Source organism: Phycisphaerales bacterium AB-hyl4 (assembly GCA_041821185.1).
Lineage (GTDB): Bacteria > Planctomycetota > Phycisphaerae > Phycisphaerales > Phycisphaeraceae > Natronomicrosphaera > Natronomicrosphaera hydrolytica.
Genome location: JBGUBD010000002.1, coordinates 229,343 through 247,845, shown reverse-complemented (window position 1 = coordinate 247,845; position 18,503 = coordinate 229,343). Strand labels below are relative to the sequence as shown.

The 18,503-nt window shown below is 62.6% G+C and carries 20 protein-coding genes and 1 tRNA gene; 15 read left to right on the top strand and 6 right to left on the bottom strand.

All coding sequences use genetic code 11. The features are described from left to right. Positions 1-11: 11 nt before the first annotated feature. From ACERK3_03585 to ACERK3_03575, 3 genes are all read right to left on the bottom strand, one after another. Entirely contained in the window at positions 12-878 is an 867-nt protein-coding gene (locus ACERK3_03585) for a PEP-CTERM sorting domain-containing protein (protein MFA9477373.1), read from the bottom strand. Between the two features lie 459 nt (positions 879-1,337). After that, positions 1,338-2,192 (bottom strand): TVP38/TMEM64 family protein, encoded by an 855-nt coding sequence (locus ACERK3_03580; GenBank protein ID MFA9477372.1) that lies wholly within the window; start codon positions 2,190-2,192, stop codon positions 1,338-1,340. A gap of 105 nt (positions 2,193-2,297) precedes the next feature. Continuing rightward, entirely contained in the window at positions 2,298-2,957 is a 660-nt protein-coding gene (locus ACERK3_03575; GenBank protein ID MFA9477371.1) for a metal-dependent transcriptional regulator, read from the bottom strand. 198 nt (positions 2,958-3,155) lie between these two features. Between ACERK3_03575 and ACERK3_03570 the strand changes: the two genes are divergently transcribed. The 6 genes from ACERK3_03570 (at position 3,156) to ACERK3_03545 (ending at position 9,183) form a co-directional block, all read left to right on the top strand. Then, positions 3,156-4,154, top strand: a complete 999-nt coding sequence (locus tag ACERK3_03570; GenBank protein ID MFA9477370.1) for a metal ABC transporter solute-binding protein, Zn/Mn family — start codon at positions 3,156-3,158, stop codon at positions 4,152-4,154. Positions 4,155-4,160: 6 nt separating this feature from the next. Next, entirely contained in the window at positions 4,161-5,000 is an 840-nt protein-coding gene (locus ACERK3_03565; protein MFA9477369.1) for a metal ABC transporter ATP-binding protein, read from the top strand. Positions 5,001-5,050: 50 nt separating this feature from the next. Further along, a complete protein-coding gene (locus tag ACERK3_03560) occupies positions 5,051-6,361 on the top strand; it encodes an iron chelate uptake ABC transporter family permease subunit (GenBank protein MFA9477368.1) in 1,311 nt (436 codons plus the stop codon). Positions 6,362-6,388: 27 nt separating this feature from the next. Next, positions 6,389-7,717: a metal ABC transporter permease gene (locus ACERK3_03555; GenBank protein ID MFA9477367.1), complete on the top strand. Its 1,329-nt coding sequence runs from the start codon at positions 6,389-6,391 to the stop codon at positions 7,715-7,717. A 116-nt stretch (positions 7,718-7,833) separates the two neighbouring features. Next, positions 7,834-8,391, top strand: coding sequence for a hypothetical protein (locus ACERK3_03550; GenBank protein ID MFA9477366.1), 558 nt, complete (start codon positions 7,834-7,836; stop codon positions 8,389-8,391). A 309-nt stretch (positions 8,392-8,700) separates the two neighbouring features. Beyond that, positions 8,701-9,183, top strand: a complete 483-nt coding sequence (locus ACERK3_03545) for a type II secretion system protein (GenBank protein ID MFA9477365.1) — start codon at positions 8,701-8,703, stop codon at positions 9,181-9,183. A 99-nt stretch (positions 9,184-9,282) separates the two neighbouring features. Here the strand turns inward: ACERK3_03545 and ACERK3_03540 are convergent, their stop codons facing one another. Next, positions 9,283-9,954 carry a PEP-CTERM sorting domain-containing protein gene (locus ACERK3_03540; protein MFA9477364.1) on the bottom strand — a complete coding sequence of 224 codons (672 nt, stop codon included), beginning with the start codon at positions 9,952-9,954 and terminating at the stop codon, positions 9,283-9,285. Positions 9,955-10,084: 130 nt separating this feature from the next. Between ACERK3_03540 and ACERK3_03535 the strand changes: the two genes are divergently transcribed. The 7 genes from ACERK3_03535 to ACERK3_03505 all read left to right on the top strand — a co-directional run bounded on the left by ACERK3_03535 (position 10,085) and on the right by ACERK3_03505 (position 15,329). Beyond that, on the top strand, positions 10,085-10,726 hold the full coding sequence (locus ACERK3_03535) for a GspH/FimT family pseudopilin (GenBank protein MFA9477363.1): 642 nt from the start codon (positions 10,085-10,087) through the stop codon (positions 10,724-10,726). Further along, positions 10,723-12,429 carry a type II secretion system protein J gene (locus ACERK3_03530; protein ID MFA9477362.1) on the top strand — a complete coding sequence of 569 codons (1,707 nt, stop codon included), beginning with the start codon at positions 10,723-10,725 and terminating at the stop codon, positions 12,427-12,429. The genes ACERK3_03535 and ACERK3_03530 overlap by 4 nt, the downstream gene beginning before the upstream one ends. Beyond that, positions 12,426-12,893, top strand: coding sequence for a prepilin-type N-terminal cleavage/methylation domain-containing protein (locus ACERK3_03525; protein MFA9477361.1), 468 nt, complete (start codon positions 12,426-12,428; stop codon positions 12,891-12,893). The genes ACERK3_03530 and ACERK3_03525 overlap by 4 nt, the downstream gene beginning before the upstream one ends. Next, on the top strand, positions 12,890-13,831 hold the full coding sequence (locus tag ACERK3_03520) for a hypothetical protein (protein MFA9477360.1): 942 nt from the start codon (positions 12,890-12,892) through the stop codon (positions 13,829-13,831). Before ACERK3_03525 ends, ACERK3_03520 begins: the two co-directional genes overlap by 4 nt. Before the next feature lie 49 nt (positions 13,832-13,880). Then, complete coding sequence (gene rpe, locus ACERK3_03515; GenBank protein ID MFA9477359.1) at positions 13,881-14,591, top strand: ribulose-phosphate 3-epimerase; 711 nt, start codon at positions 13,881-13,883, stop codon at positions 14,589-14,591. A gap of 117 nt (positions 14,592-14,708) precedes the next feature. Continuing rightward, positions 14,709-14,779: transfer RNA gene (locus ACERK3_03510), tRNA-Gln, on the top strand. 169 nt (positions 14,780-14,948) lie between these two features. After that, positions 14,949-15,329: a GrpB family protein gene (locus ACERK3_03505; GenBank protein MFA9477358.1), complete on the top strand. Its 381-nt coding sequence runs from the start codon at positions 14,949-14,951 to the stop codon at positions 15,327-15,329. Positions 15,330-15,622: 293 nt separating this feature from the next. On the opposite strand, the gene ACERK3_03500 is transcribed toward ACERK3_03505, so the two are convergent. Together ACERK3_03500 and ACERK3_03495 are read right to left on the bottom strand one after the other, a co-directional pair. Beyond that, positions 15,623-16,915, bottom strand: coding sequence for a DUF4105 domain-containing protein (locus ACERK3_03500; protein ID MFA9477357.1), 1,293 nt, complete (start codon positions 16,913-16,915; stop codon positions 15,623-15,625). Between the two features lie 122 nt (positions 16,916-17,037). Further along, on the bottom strand, positions 17,038-17,463 hold the full coding sequence (locus tag ACERK3_03495) for an AraC family ligand binding domain-containing protein (GenBank protein ID MFA9477356.1): 426 nt from the start codon (positions 17,461-17,463) through the stop codon (positions 17,038-17,040). A 161-nt stretch (positions 17,464-17,624) separates the two neighbouring features. On the opposite strand from ACERK3_03495, the gene ACERK3_03490 reads away from it, so the two are divergent. Both ACERK3_03490 and arfB read left to right on the top strand, forming a co-directional pair. Continuing rightward, positions 17,625-17,819 carry a hypothetical protein gene (locus ACERK3_03490; GenBank protein ID MFA9477355.1) on the top strand — a complete coding sequence of 65 codons (195 nt, stop codon included), beginning with the start codon at positions 17,625-17,627 and terminating at the stop codon, positions 17,817-17,819. 110 nt (positions 17,820-17,929) lie between these two features. Beyond that, entirely contained in the window at positions 17,930-18,382 is a 453-nt protein-coding gene (gene arfB / locus ACERK3_03485; protein MFA9477354.1) for an alternative ribosome rescue aminoacyl-tRNA hydrolase ArfB, read from the top strand. Positions 18,383-18,503: the final 121 nt, after the last annotated feature.

Below are 18,503 nucleotides of genomic sequence, written 5' to 3'. Positions count from 1 at the left end.
CATGCGCTACCTTAACGCTGTGACGGCAACGTCCGCTTCCGATTCCGTCGCAGGCACAACGCTCCGCCGAGCACCAGCAGTGCAAGAGATGCGGGCTCCGGCACGACGATGTAATCGTCGACAAAATAACTCGATGTCAGCCACACTGTGTGCCTGAATTGAACGTTTGTGAGATCAGCCATAGAGCGATTCGAACGAAAGTCGGCCCCTTCTGAACCGAACGCCATATCGCCGTTGATCGACAGGTTGAATACGTCGGCCTCGGTGTCGAGGGAGATTTCCAGGTCCATCCACTGCTCGGCCGTCCATGTTCCGACGCTGACGTCCGTGAAGCCATTTCTCACAATGATCTGATTGGCAACCGTGTCAGAATTGCTTCGCTTGAAGCTGATGGTGACCATATCAGCATCCGTATTCGTGCTTTCGTCAATGCCCCTGATTACGAGGGTCATATCGCGCCCATCCAAACTGCTGGTGAGCGTGTCGATTCGCAGCCGCATGCCGACACTGATCTGGCCGAGAACCTGGCCCGCCTGGGACGCGACATCGTGGTTGATCTGGTCAGTGCTGCCGCCGCCCGTGCTGGTGATTTTCAACGCTTGACTGCCCGATGCCGCCGCATCGTCGCTAATCGTGGCGGTGGCGTGGTTTGCGGTGTTCGACCACCCCTCGATGCCATGGATGTTTTGCCCCAGTGTGAAATCCGGAGCTTCGAAACCTGTTTCGTACAAGGCCGCCTCGGCCACCCCCGCATGACTGCTCAGCCCCATGCCCACGCCGACGAGTACACCCAATACGCCAATCCGCTTCCTCATCATATTGCTCCTTGAGTACATGCGACCAACCTTGCAAACCTTGCCAGCAACGATTGCAGGCATGAAGTGATGTTCTAGCTGCTTCCGATCAAATCTGACCTAGTACACATTTCCAGTATACTTCTTTTCCCCCGAACTTCAATTATTTTCCGATAAATCAGGTAAAAACATATGTCGCCTCGCGATCAAACCTCAGTGGCGCACCTAGTTGGAATGCCTAATACCCATCTGTACTAGTTCATTCCAGGCTGTGCTTCGCGTCCATGCACTGAAAACGCATTCACTTCGCCATCTGCTCACCCTCGTCTTGGCAATCCGCTCAAGGCCTGGCACGTCCGGCTTGAAGCAAAGCGTGGCGGTGTCGCCTGATCAGGGACGTGAGCACAGATGGTCCGCATTTTCGATCATGCAGCCGACGGCTTCGAGCAATGCGGTAATCACTTGTAGAAACTGACGCTTAGAGCATCCTCAAGCCAAACGTAGCGGCTGTGTGGCACCCGCTAAGTTTGTAAAGCGCAGGCTCTAGCGGGTGCGGGGGTTATTGGATGAGTCTTCGGGCGGGGCACTGGCCTGGATGCGGTGGTGGAGGGTACGGAGGGTCAGGGCGAGCAGGCTCGCCATGACGATGACGATGATGACCAGGCCCCACGGGACCTGACGGAGGACGATAGCGTCGATGATGGCGTCGATGCCGACGACCATGATGACCGTGCCGGGGATCTTGCCGAGAAACGACCAGAGCAGGTAGGTGCGGAAGCGGACGCGAGTGACGCCGAAGCCGTAGTTGACGACGGCGAACGGCAGGAGGTTGAGTAGTCGGACAACGAGGACGACGGCCGAGCCGTGGCGTTCGGTGAGGCGGTTGAGTTTCTGGAAGCGTTTGTTCTGGCCGACCCATTTTTCGACGCGTTCGCGCATCCAATGCCTTGCGACGAGGAAGGACAGGGCGCAGGATGTGGTAGAGGCGACGATGACGGCGAGCACGCCCACGAGCGAGCCAAACAGAGCACCGGCGGCGAGGGTGAGCCACGAGCCGGGGATGCCGAGCATGGTGAGCAGGACGTAGACAGCCACGAACAGCACGGGCCCCTGTGCGCCGAGTTCCTCGGCCCAGATGCGCATCGCCTGGAGCAGCGTTCGCACATCGAGCGCCTGGGCGATCCAGTAGATCGCCAGCAACGCGAGCAGCGCGAGCACGGGGTGCCACCACTTGACGACACGGCGTTCGACTTCGAGCACCGCCTCGTCGAGTATGGGCGCAGCGTGAGTGCCTTCAAGCGTCGGGTCAGTGACGGTCGGGTCTGCATCGTCTGGGCGGTCGGCCTCAGACTCGCGGTGCTCGGGGGGGTGGTTGGGCAGTTTCGACTCTCGCGGCATGTCTGGGGGCATTGTAGTCGCGGCTGTGGGGTGAGATTTTTAATCTTTAATCGTTGATTGCTAATTGCTGATTTGGGGAACACGGCGAGTGCGTGGTGGGCGAGGTCAGTCTTCGGTGAGGATTTTGGCGGCGGCGGCGAGGCCGAGCGTGACGTTGCGCTTGCCGACGGGTCGGACGGTGACGGCGTCGGCGGCGGGGTCGCGGCCGGTGACGGTGACAGAAGCGCCGGGGGTCAGGCCGTGGCGGTCGGCGAACTGGAGGAAGGCGGCGTCCTGGTCGGCGACGCGGGCGATGGTAAGGGGTCGGCCTTCGTCGGCGTCGACCAGGCTGGTGAGGGTGCGGGCTCGGGGCGTGCCGGTGGCGGGCGGGATGGGGTCACCGTGCGGGTCGGTGTCGGGGTGGCCGAGCAGTTCGTCGATCTTGGCGAGGACTTTGTCGGAGATGGCGTGTTCGAGTTCCTCGGCTTCGTCGTGCACTTCGGACCAGTCGAGTTTGAGCACTTCGACGAGGAACTGCTCAATGAGGCGGTGTCGGCGGAGCACCTGGAGGGCGAGCCGCGTGCCTTCGGGTGTCAGGCGGACGCCGCCACGCGGGGCGTAGTCGATGAGCTTCGCGTCGGCGAGGGCCTTGACCATCGACGTGGCGGTGCCGGGGGTGACGTCCATGGCGGCGGCGAGGCGGCCCATGGGGACAAGATCATCTCCGACCTGCTGCTGTTCGAGGTAGACCTGTTTGAGATAATTTTCCACGGTCACGCTAGGCATTCGCGGGTGCTCCGTCGGCGGGTAATACTGATCGTGGTGCGCGACGCGGGAAAGCGGCTCGCTTGACAAGCCCATTATTCAACGTATGTTTGTAGGAAAAGGCAACTTTGATTAGCCAAAATAGGTCGGCCGATCTATAAAACAAAGGCGGCATCCCCTGCCCGCCTCCGTGACCTTTGCAACTGGAGACCTGGCCTGATGCTTAAATTCCCCCGCCGCTGGATTGTCTCGCTACATGTGTTGTTGATGATGATGATGACGGTGTCGCTGGTCGGCTGTGGCGACGGCCGGGCGGGCGACGCGGACGACGGCCGGCTGAACATTGTCGCGACGACGGGCATGATCGCCGACATGGTCCGCAACGTCGTCGGCGAGCACGCGCAGGTGACGGGGCTGATGGACGAAGGGGTGGACCCGCACTTGTATCGGCCGACGCGGAGCGATGTGCTGCGGCTGGATCGGGCGAATGTGGTGGTTTACAACGGCCTGCTGCTCGAAGGGCAGATGGGCGAAACGCTCGGTCGGCTACAGTCGGCAGACAAGCATGTGATCGCGGTCGCAGAGCGGTTGGACCCGGCGCTGCTGATGGAAGATGACGAAGACCCGGACGAGGCGGACCCGCACGTGTGGATGGACGTTCGGCTGTGGTCGACAGTGGTGGAGCAGTTCACGGAGCAGATGGCGGAGATCTCCCCGGAGCATGCGGAGACGTATCGCGAAAACGCAGAGCGATATCTGGCGGAGCTGGCGGAGTTGGACAGCTATGTGCGCGAGGTGATCGCATCGATACCGGAGGAACATCGGGTGCTGGTGACGGCCCACGATGCGTTCAACTACTTCGGCCGATCGTATGATATCGAAGTGCGCGGGGTGTATGGCATTTCGACGGAGTCGGAAGCGGGGATGCACGACATCAATCGGCTGGTGGATTTCGTGGTGGAGCGTGAGTTGCCCGCGGTGTTCGCCGAGTCGAGCGTGACGGATCGGCCGGTGCAGGCGGTGATTCGCGGAGCGCACTCGCGTCGGCATAACCTTCGGCTGGGCGGGGAGCTTTTTTCCGATGCCATGGGCCGAGCGGGCACATATGAGGGTACGTATATCGGGATGATCGATCACAACGCCACCACCATCGCCCGTGCCCTGGGTGGCGACGCGCCGGAACGCGGGATGCAGGGTCGGCTGGGCGAAAGGCCTTAACAGACGATGCGAGTTGAACCGGACATCAAGTCTCCTGCTGCGGTCGGCGGCCAATACTCGGCGGGTGATGCGGCGGGTGCTGCGGCGTCGGCGTTGTCGGTACACGATCTGACGGTGGCGTACCACCGCAAGCCGGTGTTGTGGGACATTGATCTGGAAATACCCGCCGGTCGGCTGGTGGGCGTGGTCGGGCCGAACGGTGCGGGCAAGAGTACGTTGATTAAGGGTGCGCTCGGGCTCGTGCCGGTGGCGTCGGGGAAGGTGCAGGTGTTCGGCGAGCCTTACACGAAGCAGCGCAAGCGCGTGGGGTATGTGCCGCAGCGCGAGAGTGTGGACTGGGACTTTCCGGTGAGCGCACTGGAAGTGGTGGCAATGGGACTATACGGGCGGATCGGCTGGCTGCGGCCGGTGTGGCGAAAGCATAAGCGGCAGGCGCTGGCGGCGCTGGAGCGGGTGGACATGGCGGAGTTTGCCCATCGGCAGATCAGCCAGCTTTCGGGCGGTCAGCAGCAGCGCGTGTTTCTTGCGCGGGCGCTGGTGCAGGAGGCAGAGCTTTATTTCATGGACGAGCCATTCGCCGGTGTGGACGCGGCGACGGAGCAGGCGGTGATCCGGATTTTGCGCGACCTGCGGAAAGCGGGCAAGACGTTGATCGTGGTGCACCATGATCTTCAAAGTGTGCCGGATTATTTCGACTGGTTGGTGATGTTGAACATGCGCATCGTCGCGGCGGGGCCGACGCGTGAGGTTTTTACGCAGGCGAACCTGCATAAGACGTATGGCGGAAAGCTGACGCTGCTCAGTGAAGCGGCGGAGGCGTTGTCGCGGCAGGATGAGCGGCGATGAAGGCGGGCAGTGCACCTGAAGGTGCACTGCCTTTGTGTGGATGAAGTGTCATGCCTGAGTTGTGGGACGATCTTATTCGCACGTTGAGCCTGCGCGACTACAACACGCGCGTGGTGGTGCTTGGCGTGAGCATGCTCGGGCTTGCAGCGGGGTTGGTGGGCACGTTCATGGTGTTGCGCAAGCGGGCGCTGCTGTCGGATGCGGTGAGCCATGCGACGCTGCCGGGCATCGCGGGGGCGTTCTTGTTGATGGTGGTGTTCGGTGGGACGGGGCGATCGCTGCCTGGGCTGCTGATCGGCGCTGCGGTGTTCGGCGTGCTGGGTATGCTCAGCGTGCAGGCGATTCGGCGATATACACGGCTGAAAGATGACGTCGCGTTGGGGCTGGTTCTCAGCGTCTACTTCGGCATCGGCGTGGCGATGCTCGGGCTCGTGCAGGAGATGAGCGAAGCACATGCGGCGGGCATCAGTCGATTCATCTACGGCAAGGCGGCGACCATGGTCGGCTCGGATGCGCTGACGATGCTGATCATGGCGGGCGTGGTCGCGGTGACGTGCGCGATGCTGTTCAAAGAGTTCGGGCTGGTGTGTTTCGATGAGCAGTATGCGAAGGCACAGGGCTGGCCGGTGGGTTTGATTGATGTGCTGATGATGAGCCTGATCGTGGCGGTGACGGTGATCGGGTTGCAGGCAGTGGGGCTGATACTGGTGGTGGCGATGCTGATTATCCCCCCTGCCGCGGCGCGGTTCTGGACGGACCACCTGCTGCGAATGACGCTGACAGCCGGGGCGATCGGGATGGTGAGCGGCTATCTGGGGGCGACACTCAGCGGGCTGGTGCCGCGGCTGCCGACGGGGCCGATCATCGTGCTGGTGGCGACGGCGGTGTTTGTGGTGAGCCTGCTTGCGGGCACGCGGCGAGGCGTGGTGGTGCGGGCGATGCGGCATGTCCGATCAAAGCGGCGAACGGGGTTGCAGCATCTGCTGCGTGCGGCGTTCGAGCATGTTGAGTCCGCAGGCGATGAGCCGTTCACAGCCGAGGCGCTGCTGCCGCAACGCAGTTGGAGCCCGCGCGAACTGACGACGCTGCTCAAGCGAGGCCAACGGCAAGGTTGGCTGGCGCCGACACACGACGACCGCTGGCGGCTGACCGATGCCGGCTTGCGACAGGCGCGGCAGGTGGTGCGCAATCATCGGCTGTGGGAGCTATACCTGATCGAGCACGCCGACATCGCGCCGAGCCACGTCGACCGCGACGCCGACCGCATCGAGCACGTGATCGGCGAAGCGATGGTCGAGCAACTGGAACGCACGCTGCAAACGCGGGCCGGCGCTGCGACGGTGCCGGCGAGCCCGCATTAAATCAACGACACGCACGAAACGACGAACATGGGCTGGACACACTTTGACACTTGGATCGTGATCATCGGCGCACTGGCGGCGCTGGCCTGTGCGTTGCCGGGGTGTTATCTCGTATTGCGGCGGATGAGTTTGATGGGTGATGCGATTTCGCACGCGGTGCTGCCGGGCCTGGCGATTGCGTTTCTCGTCACGGCGTCGCGAGCGAGTTGGCCGATGTTTATCGGTGCTGCGGCGGTGGGCATGTTGACCGCCCTGCTCAGCGGATGGGTGGAACGCTTCGGCAAGGTCGAAGCGCAGGCGGCGCTGGGCGTGGTGTTCACCGCGTTGTTCGCACTGGGGCTGATCCTCATCCGCATGGCGGCGGACCATGTCGACCTCGACGCGGACTGCGTGTTGTATGGCGAGATCGAGCTTGCGCCGCTTCGCACCGCGGCCATTGCCGGTGCGAACATTCCCACGGCAGCGCTGGTCACCGGCGGCATGCTGCTGGTCAACGTGCTCGTCCTCGGGCTGCTTTACAAAGAAATGAAGATCAGCGCGTTCGATCCGCAACTCGCCACAACGCTGGGCATCAACGCCAGCGCGATGCACTATCTGTTGATGGGACTTGTCGCGGCGACGGTGGTGTCGGCGTTTGAGAGTGTGGGCTCGATCCTCGTGATCGCGATGCTCATCGTGCCCGGCGCGATCGGCCACCTGCTCAGCGATCGGCTGTCGGTGATGATCGGCATCGCCGCGATCGTCGCGGTGCTCAGCAGTGTGCTCGGGCATGTTGGTGCGATCACCCTGCCGCCGCTGATCGGGTTTGAAGACACGCGAACTGCGGGCATGATGGTTGTCGCAGCGGGCGGGTTGTTCGTGCTGGCGATGTTGTTCGGACCGCGTTACGGCCTGCTTAGCCGGGCGATCACGCAACTGGGGCTCGGCTTGCGGATCGCGCAGGAAGACATGCTCGCGATGCTCTACCGCCTCGAAGAGCAGGGCCAACAGCCTGCCGTGGTGCGAGCCGACCAGCTTGGCGCGACGCTTGACCTGGGGCCGATGCGACGTCGGCTGCTCCGGCATCGGCTGCATCGCAGCGGCCGGGTGACGCGCACGGCGGAGGGGTATGCACTGACCGACGCTGGCCGATCGTTTGCCCGCGATCTCGTACGCACGCATCGCCTTTGGGAAACCTACCTCGATCGTTACACCGGCACACCCAGCGATCACCTGCACGTCGCGGCGGAGCAGTTGGAACACGCGACGAGCGCGACATTGCAGCGTGCGCTTGCCGAGCGTACCGGCTCGCCGCCGACTGATCCGCAAGGCAAGCATATCCCCGCCCCGCGGGACGACACCGGGCCGCGGGCGTAAGCACGACCGGCACCATAATCGCGGTCGGTGTAATCGGCACAGTTGCGCGCGGCGAACGGAAAATGTGGTTTGCCGAGTTGCCTGCGTCGACAATGTATTGTTTGTTTGGGCTTGCCATGCAGATGAACAAGCAACAGAAAATTCTCGCGGCCGTGCTTGGCACGGGGCTGTTGGCGCTGGGCGTTGACCGGCTGGTGCTGGACACATCGTCGACCGGGCCACAGGCCGCGTCGGCGGGCGCTACGGCAGCGGTGGAGCGGGCTGGCGCTGAGTCCATGCGGAGCGATGCGGTTGACCTGGCACGCGAAGCGCTGGACGAGGCACGGGCCGAGCCGAAGGCGAGCCTCGCGCAACGCTTGAGTGAGGCCTCGCAGCAGCATGATCTCTCGGCCGAGCCTGGCCGGGATGCCTTCGCGCCGAGTGAATCGTGGATGAGCGACATCACGCCGGCGCGTGAGGTTGAGCCAAAGGGTGATGCGGATGCTCGGCGGTTTCGCCAGGAGCATCGGCTGATGGCTGTGATGACCCCGGGCGATCGAGGCGTCGTGGTGGTCAACGGCCAGGCGTTGCGGGTCGGCCAACGTGTCAACGGCTTCCTGCTGATTGATGTGCAACGCCACAGCGCGACGTTCCATGGCCCCGGCGGACAGGTGGAATTGAAACTCGACCCGTAATCGGCCTGTGCGTTTGCCAGGCTTCGATTTGTGTTTCGACGGCTTCGGGCAGCGCCCGGAGCCGTCGTTTTTTATTCGCGCGGCGATCGTGATCCACCAGACCTGTTATCGGTCGTCAGCAGCAGTTTGAGGCCCATGTCACGTCGGCAAATCCGTTTGTAATGTGATGAAATGGTTTTGGGGGCGTGAAATTCCCCTGCGGAAGTAAAGTTGCCTGACCTGAATGACGATCACAATCGCCGGAGCCGGACATCGGAGCCGGGTTCAGATTTTAAGTAGGCCCTTCCGGTACAAATGTGGGAGAAACACATGCACACGAGAAAGCGTCAGCATCCGGCGGGTTTCAGTCTCATCGAACTGGTGATCGTTGTGGTGATCATCGGCATCATCGGCGCGATCGCGATTCCACGAATGAGCCGAGGTGCTTCAGGCGCTGCGGACTCGGCGTTGACCGCGAACCTGTCGGTGCTGCGTAACGCCATCGACCTTTACGCGGCCGAGCACAACGGCACGTTCCCGTCGCTGGCCAACATTGAAGAGCAACTGACCGACCGCACAAACGCAGCGGGTGTCGCGATGGACGACGGCGACTTGGCCGACTTCCCGTTCGGCCCCTACCTGCGAACCGTGCCGCCCCTGCCGGTGGGTGCCAATCAGGGAGAGAATGGGTTTACCGATGATCCTGGCAGTGCCGGAGCAGGGTGGGTCTACGACGAAGATACGGGTACCCTGTACGCCAACACACTTGGAAGTGAAAGAGACAGCAGCAACAAGTTATACCGCGACTACTAATCAGGCGAAATCATCCTGGCAATAGAACAACAGCCCACGCATCTTTCATGCGTGGGCTGTTGTGATTTTCGGACAACGAAAGGATTGCCTTCTTGGCAATCAACGACGTCGACGAAGTAGTGCCGCCATGCCTCCGAACACCATCAGCGATGCAACCGTAGGCTCTGGGATCGCCAAACGAAAAACAGGGGTGTAAAAATTCCAACTGCCCGGGACAGGTGGAGCGCCCGAGATGCCAAAATCGACCGTCACCAACGGGTCATTTCCTTGGTCGAGTTGGCTGGTTTCCTGCAATGCTTCAGACGGCAATGTGGCACCGTCTGCATGCCAATAAAGTACGTAGCCCATTCCTGCTTCAAAGGTGTAATTGAACGCAAAGCTGATCCAATCATACTGATCGGGATTAGATGACCCTGCATTTTCGGTATCAAATGTTGGAGCATGAGTTTGATAGGTTGCCGCATCCAGTTCACCCGGCCAAGTGTTGCTTTGAGCGCCCTCCGGGTGCCTGAATATCTCGAAATGCGTCGTTATATGATCGTTCAATCGCGCCCAAACGTCTATCGAGAAAACAGTGAAGGTTTCGTTGGGTGTGATATGAACGGCGCGTCCCCTTGACGTAACACCGGTCATCTGCGTCTCAACCGGTTCCGCCGTCTGGAAATACGTTGCGGCTTCCGCTTCCTGTCCGCTGAATGTCGCACCGCCGAGTGTAGCCCCGGTCATCGCGAGCGCAACCACACTGCCCCTCCAACGTTTCGCAATCGACATGCTGCTAACTCCCAATAAATGCCAGGCTGGATGCTGCCTGAAGCTGATATCCGCCACGGCGTGCACGGCAATGGCCGTGCAATCCGCATCGTCCCCCCAACTGGCATAAAAGTAACCCCTCGACCGCTCCATGGCAAGCGGCGGTGGCCGACCACGACACCCAACACCCACCGCCGACGCGAGTTCGACTGCTGCCTTTGGGCCGGATGGAGGCCACCATCACAACCGGCATGAAGTCGCGACTCGGCCTGACCGATATCTACATACAGCACTTACAGCGATCGGGAGGGGTGCGCAAATGCCGCACAGGTATTGTCATAACCGCCGGGATGCCGGCTTTACGCTCATTGAGCTGATCATGGTGACGGCCATTATCGCCGTCGTCGCCTCCATCGCCGCGCCACGCTACACCGCAAACCTGAACCGGTACCGAGCCGACGCCGCCGCCCGGCAAGTCACCACCGAGCTGATGCGCGGCCGGGCCATCGCGCGGCAGACCAGCAGCGACTATCGCATCCAGTTCGACCTCGCTCACCACCGCATGTTCATGCCCGACACGCCCGGCGAGCACGACACCACCCCGACCACCCGGCTGAACAGCAACCCCTTCTATGCCGAGCTTGTCGCAGTCGACTTCGACGGCACGCCCGAGCTTCGCTTCGACGGCCACGGCCAACCCGCACACGGCGGCACGATCACCCTCCGCAACGGCCCGACCCTCCGCACCATCACCGTCCACCCTGTCTCCGGGGCCGCGCATATCGAACCATGAGCCATCCGCAACGCACCATCCCGAACCGCAGCCGCGGGCGAGCCAACCGCTCAGCCGGCTTCTCGCTGGTGGAGCTCTCGGTCGCCATCGCGCTCAGCGCGGTGGTGATGCTCGCGTTAGGCTCGGCCATGGTGCTCGCCAGTCGGGCACTGCCGAACGCAGACAGCCCGGCGCTGGCCAGTCACGACGTCGGCCGGGCGCTTGAGCAATTGAGCACCGACCTGCAACACGCACTCTACGTCAGCGAGCGTTCGCCGCACGCGATCACCTTCACCGTCGCCGACCGCACGGGCGACGGCTCGCCGCAGCGCATGCGCTACGCCTGGTCCGGCGAGCCGGGCGAGCCGCTGACATGGCAGCTTGATGATCATGACCCCGTCGACCTGCTGCCGAGCATCGACACGTTCGAGCTCAGCTACGAACAGCAAGGCTACACCCGAACACACGCCGGCCACGCGGTCGAAGGTATCCAGACGCTCGTTTCCAGCCATCCCCGGCCATCGTCATCGAGTGATCGCGAAACATCCAGCATCACCAGCAGCAGTTGGCTCGGCCAGATCATTCGACCCGACATCCCCACCGCCGACCCCGACAACGTGCTCTATTGGCAGCCAACCTACGCGGCCTACGTCGCGTCGCGGCCACTGCTGCTGCCACCAAGCCATTGGGTTCGCCTCGTCGTGCCCGAGCTTGATCATCGACCGTCCGAAACCGTGCTGGCTCATTACACGCAATCCGCCGGCCTGCTCGGAACCTCGCTGAGCTGGCGCGACGCACCGTTTTCAGACGCGCCCATGCTCATGCCCGGCCAGCCGGTCAACCTCATCATCCGCTCTTCCAACGCCGGCGGAACTTCCGCCTTCGTCGAATACGACATCAACGCCTTACCGACCGGCGGCCGACTGCGCACCACCAACGGCCAGCATGCCTGGGAAAGCGTCGAAAACAATCGCGCCCTCATCCACGCCCTCTACGCCATCCCCTACACCGTCGGCCCGAGCCAGTCGCTGACACGCCACCACCTCACTCGCGTGCACGTCAGCGTTCGAGCCACCGGCGAACAACACCCGCGATTCAACACCGCGGTGCATCTGCCCAACCGCCCCGGCGTGTTCACCGCCTATTGGGAAGCCGACTTCCGCCACGACCCCACCGCGCTCGATGTCAACGCCGACGGCGAACCCGACTGGTCCGTCGGCACGAGCAGCTTCGCGACCAACAACCTCGACCCCAATGCCGGCACGTGGCAGGCGCAGCAGACGCTGCGCACCTGGCCGAATCATGACTTCACCGAGCCGACCGTCGTTCGCCTTCAGTTGCGCCATACCAGCGCCGACGGCGGCGCTGCGTTGATGCGCCTGTACGCCGACCGCCGCAACGGTCGCGTGGGTCCCGTCGGGGTGTATGTGCATCGGCAGAGCGACGGCCGACAGACGCTCGACCTGATCTCGCGCGACGCGTTCGCCAACACTGTCACCCTGCTGAGCCTGCCCGATCAGCCGCCGGGCTTTCTCGATGTACGACTGGCTGTGCTGCCGGCTCATCGCAGCATCAATATCGACGTCAACGGCGTTAATCGCGGCACGTATCAATACCACCGCGTCGACGCCAGCAACGAAAGCCGTGCCGTCGAGTTGCTCGGTTGGCAAACCAGCCATGCCGAGTTCAAGCATGTCCGCATCACGGTCGGAGGTGGCTCATGAGACAACGCCATCACCATCACCACCCCGCCGTTCATCGCACGAAACGCGACGCCAAAGGCTTCAGCCTTGTTGAAGTGATCTTCGCCTTGCTGTTGGTCGGGCTTGTCTACGTCGCGGCGATCGACACGCTCGGCGCTGCCCGCGCGAACCAGGCCCGCACACATGACCACGCCGTGGCGTTCATGCTCGCGCAGGAACGGATGAGCCAACTGCTGATCAAGCCATACGGCCAGCTCGACAAAGACAGCGAAACCGAGCTCGACGATCGGCCCGGCTGGTCGCGTACCGTTGAAGTCGATCATGTGAATGCGGACGAGCCCGAGACCGTCGCTGGCAGCGACACGGGCGTACGACGTGTGCGCGTGACAGTCTCGCGAGGCAACGCTCAACTGGCGGAACTGGTGACATTGCGTACGCGCGGCATGCCAAGCCTGCCAGCCAATGCGGAGGCGATCGGCCCATGAAAAACCGCTCGCTCCCCTGTTGTCGCATTCGTTGGCGTCGTCGGCCGCATCGCCGCGGCGCGGTCTACCTGGCCGTGCTCGGCACGTCGATGCTGGTGACGCTCATCGGTATCTCGGCCATGCTCACCAACCGCGCAATCCATCGCGCCGGCGAAACCACCCACCGCGCCACCGAGGCCCGCTATATCGCCCACGGCGTGATGGAGTTGGCCATGCTGCAAATCAACAACGACGCCGGCTGGCGCGGTAGCCACACGCACGACCAGTGGTCACCCGCCCACGAACTGGGCCGCGGCGAAGGCCGATACCGCCTGCTCGCCACGACAGGCTCGAACCTGCAAAGCCCCGCCGACGGGCATGTTTATCTTGAAGCCGAAGGCCGCGTCGGCGACGCCGTCCGCCGTATGCGTGTCGCCCTGCAACCGATGCATCACCAGCCCGGTACGAACCTGGCGCGCAATCCCGACATGGCCGAGGGCACACGCTTCTGGCGTGCCGGGCTTCCGAACGACACGCTCGAATACACCCTCGCTGAGCCCTATCGCGGTGCCGGCTCGCTGCGCGTGCGGAACTTCTCAGGCGGGGGCAGCCAGCCGAGCATTCGGCAGGAAGTCTCTCACTGGCTCGAAAGCGGCCGCAGCTATCGCATCCGGTTGGCGGTTCATCTGCTCAACAGCGACCGCCACATCAACGCGCGGTTTATCGTCAACGGCAACGTCGTCGCGACGCAAACCTTCAGCAGTTCCGGCGCCAACAACTGGGCGCAGCACACGGCCGTACTCACGCCCTCATGGACCGGCGAGATCGAGTCGGCCTACCTCGACATCCGCGCCCACCAACACACCGACTTCCTCATCGACGACGTCGTCATCTATCCGCTCGACGCTGAGCACCAGATGCTCCCCGTGCCCGGCACGTGGCGTCAGACGCTCCAGTAGCGCTCCGCGCCCCGTCGAACTCGACGAGTTTGATAAACTTGTCGGCATCATGAAGAAGCTCAACCTCACCGAACCGCCACCGCATCCACTCGTAGCCGCGTCTATCCTCTCCGCAGACTTCGGCCGAATGGAACAGGAATGCCGCGACGTGCTGGACAAAGGCGCCGACCTGCTGCACCTGGACGTGATGGACGGCCACTTCGTGCCGAACCTCACCATGGGCGTTGACATGTGCCGCGCTTTACGAAAGCACTTCCCGCACACCTATCTCGACGTGCACCTGATGGTGGAGCACCCGGCGCACTTCGTAGAGATGTTCGCGGAAGCGGGCGCGAGCCTGTTCGCGTTTCACGCCGAGGTCGCCCGCCCGCACCGCCGACATGATGGCGTCAAAGCCGAGGCGTTGATCGAGCGAATTCACAAGCTCGGCATGCAGGCAGGCATGGTCATCAACCCCGCGACGCCTGCCGACGCGCTCGAACCGTGGCTGGAGGAACTGGATCTGGTGCTGGTGATGAGCGTCAACCCCGGCCGATCGGGGCAGAGGTTCATCCCCGACGTACTCGAGAAGGCCCGCTGGCTACGCGAACGGCTGGGTCCGCACCAACGTCTGGAGATGGACGGCGGGCTGAACGGTAAGACCTCGCAGCAGGCCGTGGCAGCGGGGGTAGACGTGCTGGTGACAGCGTCGGCTTTATTCGGGGCGGAAGACCGTAAATCGGTGATCGACACCCTGCACGCCGCGGGCGACGTGGGTTAAACGGGTCGCCGAACCGTTTGACCTGATGGGGGCAAATCCGTAGGATCAAACGCTGTCGTGGCCAGTAACACGGCGCTGTGGCCCCGCTGCTCGGATCGGGTGGCGTGGCCACACGATTGGGGATTGGTGTAACGGTAGCACGGCTGACTCTGAATCAGCTAGTCCAGGTTCGAATCCTGGATCCCCAGTTTCCCATCTCAAGTATTCAATCAAAACCTTTGCCGTTGTTTTCGAATACCGTTCGCCCGGACAGCCGAATGAAGTGATTCCCTAGCCGTGGGGAGGCAGAGGGCTGATCCGTGCGTTAGAGCACCTGACAGGAGGCCGACTCGGATGCGTCCACAGGACTGTGTTGGCATGAAGGTTGGCGCGGGGGTAAGCATTGCCCCTTACAATCCTTTGTGGCCCGATGAATTCGACAGAGTCCGGACGGAGCTACTCGACACCCTCCCCTCTTGGATTCTGTCCATCGAACACGTCGGCAGCACATCTGTTCCAGGGCTCGATGCAAAACCCATCATTGATATTCTTGTCGCTGTCCCGAACCTTTCGGCGAGCCTGACGCTCGTGCCAGCCCTTGAGGGCCTTGGCTTCGTGTACCGGCCGGACGATGAGTTGCCGGACCGGCACTACTTCCCCAGAACCGTTGCCGGACTTCGTCGACATCACCTTTCGCTGGCTGAGCCGCGTTCGTGGCATTACCAAAACAGCGTCAACTTCCGCGATGCACTTCGCTAAAACCCTGAGTTTGCTCATCGCTACGCCGCACTCAAGCGCCGACTCGCCTCGGAGGTCGGTGTGCGCCGCCTTGAGTACCTTAACGGCAAGACCGACTTCATTCTTGGGGTTTTGGAGACTGAGGGCTACAAGGTCAGCGACGACTATCCGACGAGAAATATTGGAATGCGCGGGGCATGACTGGCGCTTCTACCTGACAGCTGCTGCTGCGGTAGCACGGCGGCTCAGATTTAGGCTGCCTATTGATTTGAAGACCACAGGGCAGCACAGCCCACAGGTGACATTTCATTCGCCTATGCAGTACTTGTCGACCGCAAAGTGGTATCAGCCGTCTCGCCGCCGATCGGCGAAACGGTCATCGACCATCCCAGCCACCCCGCCCGCAGCACCAGCACCAGCAGCACCGGCAACACCGCCCACGGCATCGATTGAGGCCACCACGGCGAAGTCAACGCCGCCACACCCGCCCCCGCCGCGGTGAGAATCAGGTAGCGACGCAGCCACGGCCCACCCCCCGGCCAACGCAAGAGCGCCATCGCAGCCACCACGTGCGTCGGCCAGGCCCACCACAAGTTCCAGTTCGGCCCGGCCACGTCATGTTCCGTCGCCCCCCACAGTCCCGCCATCACCAAGCCACCGGCCCCCACCACCATCAGCAGCAGCGCGTCTGCCAACACCGCACCTCGACGCCGCTGCACTGCCGCCACCCCCGGCTGCCGCGCTTCACGCCAAGTCACCACCAACGCCAACCCGAGCACCCCCCACGCCAACCACGTGGGCCACGCGAATCCCGAAGGCCACTCGTCCGCCTCATCAAACCAGTACAGCATCCGCGTTTCACGCACCAACTGTCGCGTTTCGCCATCGACCGTCACCGTCGCGACATCAAACACCTCCATCAACGGCAACGGCAGAAACATCACCTCCCGAACCCCGAGCGAACGATCCGTCGGCCGACCGAGCGCCAGGTCCATCCCCAGCCACAGCAGTGGTGCGTCGGCCATGTACGGCGAAAGCTTGTCGCGATACGTCACGAGCGGCGGCTCGGCTGCATCGAACCGAAGCGCATCGCCCAGCACGTCCTCGAACACATCACGCACACGTGTCGAGCAATTGTCATCCAGAAACCGATATCGATACTCACGGTTTTCTTCCCGCGCGTTTTCACGCAGATAGGCGAACACTCGCTCACGCTCGCCTGGCGTCAAGTCCAACGCCTGCTCCACCACCGCGCGACGCTCGACATACTGATAATGATGCAACGCCGCATCCATCGGCGCGACCGAAAGGTGATAATCCAGCTGGCCTCGGATGAACGTCGCGATGAAAATCGGACTGTCGAAGTCGAACGTGCCGTAGTTATAGACAATGTCCAACGCTTGCAGCGGGTCCGCCACGCGGATCGCGGTGTGGCCGAAGCGGGCATGCAACGCCGGGCCGGGGTAGATGGTCAGGATCGACACCTCGGCCTCGTCGGTCAGCAGCGGCCTCGGCGCAGCCTGAGCCGAGGCAGTCACGGACGACCAGTGCATGCCCAGCAGAAGCAACAGCAGCAGCGCAGACCAATAGCAAAGACGGATCGGCATAACCTGAAATCTTAGCCCGCGAACCGAAGCTCTGCCTGTTTTTGCCAACTTGAAGCCAGAGCCGCACAAAAGCGTTCCACTCAAGCCGCAAGCCTCACCCCCCAAGCCTCACGCCTCACGCCTCACGCCTTCTCACCACCACCCGCATGCGAGCCGGGGCCTTCGACGCAGACGGTCAACAGCATCTGCGACGGCTCGGCGGCGACGACATCATGTCGAACGTTCGGCCCGAGGCGAAGCACCTGGCCGGCCTGCATCTCGTGGGCGGACTGTTCCGTGTGCACGGTGAGCCGACCTTTGAGCACCTGGATGATGACCACACCGTCGACGACATGATCGGGAAACCGCGCGTCCGCCTCCTCGAAACAGAACAGCGCCAGCGTTGCCGGGCCGTGGCGGAACAGTGTCATTTGCCGATGGCCGTGCCGGCCGCTGCCCGGCTCGGCGAGTAGTTTTTCCGCCACGGCGGCAAGGTCAAACATCTCTTCCGCCGGGGCGAAACGCTCGCGTGGCGGTGTCCTGACGCGTCCTTCTGCTCCGTCACTCATGGCAATCCTTTCGCTAGTCTGCCTCATTCCCGAATCTTGAACTCACCCGCTTTCATCGCGGTTCCACCACTCAGTCTAGCTCAACTGGCAAGCGAATTGCACTCTTTTCTTTAGCTGAAGGGCGACGCAACCAGATATACCCACAATGGGGAGAATCAATCATGAACCCCAAACCCAGCGGCGGCGCTCTGACCACCGCGCTCTATGCAACGTGTGCGTTCGGGCTCGTCCCGACCTCGATGGTATTTGATGTGCTCGAGCCCGTGCTCGGCCAGGGTGTCATCGCGCAAGCCTGCTACTGGACCACGGCGATCGTGGCCATGGCGGGCCTCGGCCGACGATGCCTCGCCAGTTGACAAAACGCGGGCGAATCGTGGCACGGCTTACAACGCCTTGGCAGGTTTTGCACGAAAATCCCGCCGACACCCATTCGACACGCTGGCCAACTGACCGCACAATGCCGGGCATGGACCTGTTCGACGGACGCAACGACTGGCTGGCAGCCCCGGGGGTATCGCTGCCCGTTTCGGCATTGCGATTCACCTTCTCACGCGGTGGCGGACCTGGGGGTCAGAACGTCAACAAACTCAACACTCGTGCCACCCTCAGCGTCCCACTTGAGGCGCTGGCCGCTGCCATGCCCGCCGATGCATTCGAGCGGCTAAAAACCAAGGCGGGCGCAAGACTCACCGCTGATGCGATCGTTATTTCCGCCGCGGATAGCCGTAGCCAGCTTGCCAATCGGCGTGCGTGCCTTTCCCGCCTGCGTCACTTGCTCATCGAATCGCTGCATCGTCCCCGGCGTCGCCGGGCGACCCGGCCGTCGCGTGGCGTGATTGAGCGCCGACTGAAGGCAAAAAAATCGCAAGGCCAGCGTAAACACGAGCGACGCAGCAATCGCAACCCCCCTTCCGACTGATCACCGTCAGATCTCCGCAGGCCCATCGCTTTACGGGATTCAACAAACAACCTTGCAATCCGAACTTGGGCACAGCATTTGCTTCCTCGTCTGGCGAACGCATCGGGTTGACCTCGCCGTA

Excerpts from the sequence above, each read along its gene's own strand:
- ACERK3_03520 (MFA9477360.1), top strand. The coding sequence starts at position 12,890 with ATGAAAAACCGCTCGCTCCCCTGTTGTCGCATTCGTTGGCGTCGTCGG.
- ACERK3_03575 (MFA9477371.1), bottom strand. The coding sequence starts at position 2,957 with ATGCCTAGCGTGACCGTGGAAAATTATCTCAAACAGGTCTACCTCGAA.
- ACERK3_03565 (MFA9477369.1), top strand. The coding sequence starts at position 4,161 with ATGCGAGTTGAACCGGACATCAAGTCTCCTGCTGCGGTCGGCGGCCAA.
- ACERK3_03560 (MFA9477368.1), top strand. The coding sequence starts at position 5,051 with ATGCCTGAGTTGTGGGACGATCTTATTCGCACGTTGAGCCTGCGCGAC.
- ACERK3_03585 (MFA9477373.1), bottom strand. The coding sequence starts at position 878 with ATGCCTGCAATCGTTGCTGGCAAGGTTTGCAAGGTTGGTCGCATGTAC.
- ACERK3_03500 (MFA9477357.1), bottom strand. The coding sequence starts at position 16,915 with ATGCCGATCCGTCTTTGCTATTGGTCTGCGCTGCTGCTGTTGCTTCTG.
- ACERK3_03495 (MFA9477356.1), bottom strand. The coding sequence starts at position 17,463 with ATGAGTGACGGAGCAGAAGGACGCGTCAGGACACCGCCACGCGAGCGT.
- ACERK3_03530 (MFA9477362.1), top strand. The coding sequence starts at position 10,723 with ATGAGCCATCCGCAACGCACCATCCCGAACCGCAGCCGCGGGCGAGCC.
- ACERK3_03490 (MFA9477355.1), top strand. The coding sequence starts at position 17,625 with ATGAACCCCAAACCCAGCGGCGGCGCTCTGACCACCGCGCTCTATGCA.
- ACERK3_03550 (MFA9477366.1), top strand. The coding sequence starts at position 7,834 with ATGCAGATGAACAAGCAACAGAAAATTCTCGCGGCCGTGCTTGGCACG.
- ACERK3_03555 (MFA9477367.1), top strand. The coding sequence starts at position 6,389 with ATGGGCTGGACACACTTTGACACTTGGATCGTGATCATCGGCGCACTG.
- ACERK3_03525 (MFA9477361.1), top strand. The coding sequence starts at position 12,426 with ATGAGACAACGCCATCACCATCACCACCCCGCCGTTCATCGCACGAAA.
- ACERK3_03545 (MFA9477365.1), top strand. The coding sequence starts at position 8,701 with ATGCACACGAGAAAGCGTCAGCATCCGGCGGGTTTCAGTCTCATCGAA.
- rpe (MFA9477359.1), top strand. The coding sequence starts at position 13,881 with ATGAAGAAGCTCAACCTCACCGAACCGCCACCGCATCCACTCGTAGCC.
- ACERK3_03570 (MFA9477370.1), top strand. The coding sequence starts at position 3,156 with ATGCTTAAATTCCCCCGCCGCTGGATTGTCTCGCTACATGTGTTGTTG.
- ACERK3_03540 (MFA9477364.1), bottom strand. The coding sequence starts at position 9,954 with ATGTCGATTGCGAAACGTTGGAGGGGCAGTGTGGTTGCGCTCGCGATG.
- ACERK3_03580 (MFA9477372.1), bottom strand. The coding sequence starts at position 2,192 with ATGCCGCGAGAGTCGAAACTGCCCAACCACCCCCCCGAGCACCGCGAG.
- arfB (MFA9477354.1), top strand. The coding sequence starts at position 17,930 with ATGGACCTGTTCGACGGACGCAACGACTGGCTGGCAGCCCCGGGGGTA.
- ACERK3_03505 (MFA9477358.1), top strand. The coding sequence starts at position 14,949 with ATGAAGGTTGGCGCGGGGGTAAGCATTGCCCCTTACAATCCTTTGTGG.
- ACERK3_03535 (MFA9477363.1), top strand. The coding sequence starts at position 10,085 with ATGGCAAGCGGCGGTGGCCGACCACGACACCCAACACCCACCGCCGAC.